This is a genomic window from Candidatus Dormiibacterota bacterium (assembly GCA_036495095.1).
GTDB lineage: Bacteria > Chloroflexota > Dormibacteria > Aeolococcales > Aeolococcaceae > CF-96.
Window position 1 is genome coordinate 1 of record DASXNK010000039.1, and the last position, 4,054, is coordinate 4,054.

General features: G+C 70.7%; 4 protein-coding genes and 1 pseudogene. 1 reads left to right on the forward strand and 4 read right to left on the reverse strand.

The annotated features are described in order from the left end of the window. The 3 genes from VGL20_04400 to VGL20_04410 form a co-directional block, all read right to left on the reverse strand. A partial coding sequence (locus VGL20_04400) for a HAMP domain-containing protein (GenBank protein ID HEY2702911.1) occupies window positions 1–1,237 on the reverse strand: 1,237 nt, incomplete at its 3' end. 275 nt (window positions 1,238–1,512) lie between these two features. Further along, window positions 1,513–2,229 carry a class F sortase gene (locus tag VGL20_04405; GenBank protein ID HEY2702912.1) on the reverse strand — a complete coding sequence of 239 codons (717 nt, stop codon included), beginning with the start codon at window positions 2,227–2,229 and terminating at the stop codon, window positions 1,513–1,515. Further along, the gene (locus VGL20_04410) at window positions 2,226–3,458 is read right to left on the reverse strand and encodes an ice-binding family protein (protein HEY2702913.1); all 1,233 of its coding nucleotides are present in this window, start codon (window positions 3,456–3,458) and stop codon (window positions 2,226–2,228) included. Before VGL20_04410 ends, VGL20_04405 begins: the two co-directional genes overlap by 4 nt. Window positions 3,459–3,673: 215 nt before the next feature. Here VGL20_04410 and VGL20_04415 point away from each other — a divergent pair. Continuing rightward, a pseudogene (locus VGL20_04415) lies at window positions 3,674–3,823 on the forward strand (sugar phosphate nucleotidyltransferase). A gap of 20 nt (window positions 3,824–3,843) precedes the next feature. Here VGL20_04415 and VGL20_04420 read toward each other — a convergent pair. Next, window positions 3,844–4,054 (reverse strand): hypothetical protein (locus tag VGL20_04420; protein HEY2702914.1); only part of this gene is annotated, 211 nt, incomplete at its 5' end.

A 4,054-nucleotide genomic window follows, 5' to 3' on the forward strand; every position in this document is an offset into this window, starting at 1 on the left:
GGAATTCGCCCTTGACGTCGACGTCGATCTTCTTCGACAAGTCGCCGTTGGCCACTGCGGTGGTGACGTCGGCGATGTTGCGCACCTGGTCGGTGAGGTTGCCGGCCATCGAATTCACCGAGTCGGTGAGGTCCTTCCAGACGCCGCCGACGCCCTTCACCTCCGCCTGGCCGCCCAGCCGGCCCTCGGTGCCGACCTCGCGGGCGACGCGGGTCACCTCGCCGGCGAAGCCGTTGAGCTGGTCGACCATGACGTTCATGGTGTTCTTCAGCTCGAGGATCTCCCCGCGCACGTCGACGGTGATCTTCCGCGAGAGGTCGCCGTTCGCCACCGCGGTGGTGACCTCGGCGATGTTGCGCACCTGGCCGGTGAGGTTGCCGGCCATCATGTTCACGTTGTCGGTGAGGTCCTTCCAGACCCCGCCGACCCCCTTCACCTCGGCCTGGCCGCCCAGCTTGCCCTCGGTGCCCACCTCGCGGGCGACGCGGGTCACCTCGCCGGCGAAGCTGTTGAGCTGGTCGACCATCGTGTTGATGGTGTTCTTGAGCTCCTGGATCTCGCCGCGGACGTCGACGGTGATCTTCTTGGAGAGGTCGCCGTTCGCCACCGCGGTGGTGACCTCGGCGATGTTCCGCACCTGGCCGGTGAGGTTGCCGGCCATCATGTTCACGCTCTCGGTGAGGTCCTTCCAGACCCCGCCGACCTCCTTCACCTGCGCCTGGCCGCCCAGCTTGCCCTCGGTGCCGACCTCGCGAGCGACCCGGGTCACCTCCCCGGCGAACCCGTTCAGCTGGGCGACCATGGTGTTCACCGTCTTCGCGGTGCGGAGGAACTGCCCCTCGAGCCTGCGCCCCTCGACCTCCATCGCCATGGTCTGGGAGAGGTCGCCGGTGGCCACCGCCCCGATCACCCGCGCCATCTCGCTGGTCGGCCGGACCAGGTCCTCGAGGGTGCCGTTGACCGAGTTCACCCACCTGCCCCACCCACCCCGGGCGTCGCCGAGCGAGATCCGCTCCCCGATCTTGCCCTCCTTGCCGACCACCCGCCCCACCCGCTCCAGCTCCTCGCCCATGCGCTGGTTCATCTCCAGCACGGCGTTGAGGTGATCGGCCACCTTGCCGGCATTCCCGGTCCAGTCGAGGGGCAGCCGCGCGGAGAAGTCGCCCCGGCGGAAAGCTGACAAAACCGTTAGCAGCGCTCGGATATCCAGGGTCTCGGGGACCGGTGCGGTGGGCATGGAGCTCCTCTCACGGGGCAGGGTCGGGCCGTCGATGGGTGGTGGTGGAACGATACCGGCTCCCGGGTGAGGCTGGGGTGTTTGGTAGGGGGATCGGCGGGGGGTAAATGCCCCTTGGCCGGTGAAAGAAGCAACAGTGGGGGTGGGGGATTCGGCGCCGACCTCGGTAAAGGCTGTGCACTGGTGCCGCGACCCGGGTGCCACCCCGGTCACGGGCGCATCCGGGGGGTGTGACCCGGCCGCCGGAGCCCCGATCCGTTCTAGGGGGGCAGGGGTCAGCCGGTGCGAGTCGCGTACACGACCGCGCGGTGGTCGTAGGAGCCGTTGACCCACTCCCCGGTGCAGGTGATCAGCGTCAGGTGCGAGAGCCCATCCGGGGACGGCTCCGGCGCCCGCCCGGCGACCGGCCCGGCGCCGTAGATCCGGGTGAGCACCGCCGGGTCCGAGGCCTGCTCCACGGTGTAGGTGGCCGTCTCGGTCACCGCGAAGCGGACGTCCAGGCCGGTGCGCGTGTCCTGGACGGTGATGGGGTCGCCGGGCCGCAGCTCCCGGACGCGGGCGAAGGCGGCGGGCCGCCCGTCGGAGTCGTCGACGTGCCCGGTGATCGTGGCGGTACTCGCGTCGCCGGGCACGGCGCTGCCGCGATACCAGAACGCCTGCTGCCACACCGGGTCGCTCGGCGGCCCCTCGGGAGCATCCATCACGTTCTTCGGGGTGATCCCGACGCCGAGCACGGCGGTGCTGATCGAGAGCGACGGGATGCGAAGCTCGAGCGGCACCGCGACCGGCGCCGCGCGCAGGTCGAGGCCGGGGGTGATGAGCGGCTGGGAGGCGGCGAAGGGTGTGGCGCTCGCAACGGCCGTGTGCACCAGGGCCGGCGGCGGGCTGGGGTCCGCCGGATCGCCGCAGGCGGTCAGGCCCGCGGCGATCAGCACGGAGGTCAGGGCGGCGAGCGCTCCCCGCCGGGCGAGGGTTCCGATGCTCGACGTCACATCTGGCGACCGGTCCGGCGGGTGCGGCGGCGATTCACCGCGACCAGGGCAGCGGCGAGGCCCGCGAGCGCGGCGGCGATCGTTGCCGGTGTCCAGGGAGAGCCACCGCGCTGCGGGGCCGCGCCGCCGGCGCTGGGCGGACCGGAGATCGCCGGGACGTTGCCGCCGGTGCCACCGCTGGTCAGCTCGGACACGCTGGTGGGCGCCCGCACGGTCTGGATCAGGACGGGCGAGGTGCTGCCGAGGAGGCTGGACGAGCCCGTGTAGACGGCGGTGATCGAGTGGCTGCCCGCGGTCAGCGTCGTGGTGGTCACGGTGGCCTGCCCGGTGCCGCCCACCGGGGACGTGCCCAGCGAGGTGGTGCCGTTGAGGAAGGTCACGGTGCCGCCGGAGGCGCCGGGGACGGTGGCGGTGAGGGTCACCGGCTGACCGGTCACCGAGGATGGGGCCGACGAGGTCACGCCGGTGGAGCTCGCCGCCCTGCTGCAGTCGCCGGGGCTGGTGATGTGATTGGTGTCCAGCACGAGCTGGCCATTGCGGACCAGGGCGCGCCCGTTCTGGATGTTCGCGCCGGTGGTCAGGGTGATGTCGGTGAGCGCGAGGATGTTCCCCTGGAAGTTCGTCCTCGTGCCGAGGGTCGCCGAGCTTCCCACCTGCCAGAAGATGTTGCAGGCGCTGGCGCCATTGATGACGCGGACGCGCGAGTCGCTCCCGGTGATGAGCGTGCTCCCGACCTGGAAGATGAAGACGGAGTTGGGATCGCCCTTGCCGTCGAGGGTCAGGGTGCCGGTCAGCCCGGCGGTGGCGAGCCGGTAGACGCCGGGCACGAGCGTCAGCCCGCCCAGCTCCGGGTTCGACAGCGTCGAGTCGGGCGGCTCGTTCTTCGCGACGGTGTACGCGGTGACCAGGTCGTTCTTGGCCTGGAGCGCCACGCCGTCGGCGACGTGCTCCGCTCCGACGACCGCCGGGGCGCCGGTCACGGCGGAGCCCGGATGCAGGCCGAGGTCACTGACGATCACGGTGGGTCCGGTATTGGTGATGGTCTGGCCGGCGACGACCGCAAAGTTCGCGGTGGTGCCGAGCGGGGGGGCGACGCCCAGCGCGAGCACGGGGGTGGCACCGAGGGTGCCGACGGTCAGCCCGGTGGTGGCGATGAGGGCTCCGGCCCCGGCGAGGATGATGCGCCGGCGGACGGAGCCGGCCTGGGTACGTCGAGTGTCGGTTGCCATGTTGGAGGGCCCCCCTCGAGCGTTGCCGCTCGTACCGACGGTCTGTTGACCTACGGCTTGTGGGTGAAGGTTATTCCTATGGCATCATGTGTAAGGTGTCCGATGTGTGACGTTTTTTGGCGAGTCATATGTGGGCATGTTTGGATATCGATGGTTGGTGTGTGAGCGCCTGACAATCGGGGCTGCCTTCGCACCGCCGAGCGTCGGGTGATGGGATGAAGGGCCTGGTTCTCAGTGGCGGTCGTGGAACACGGCTGCGGCCGATCACCCACACCAGCGCCAGGCAGCTCGTGCCCGTGGCCGACCGGCCCATCCTGTTCTACGGGATCGACGCGATGTGCGCGGCCGGCATCACCGAGATCGGAGGTAGGGGTGGGGCTGGCTCTCAGCCCTCGGCCGTTGTTGGCCGGCTGATGGTCGTCAGGGCGTGCTCGGCGAGCTCTCGGACGGCCTCCCACTCGGGCCGCTCGCGGAGGGCGTCCAGGGTCCAGAGGGCCTCGCTCTCCGCACCGCTCATGCTCGCGAGCTGCTGCTCGACCTCGCGCACGAGTGTGGCGCCGCCCGCGGTCAGCATTCGGGCGTCGACCAGCGCGTCG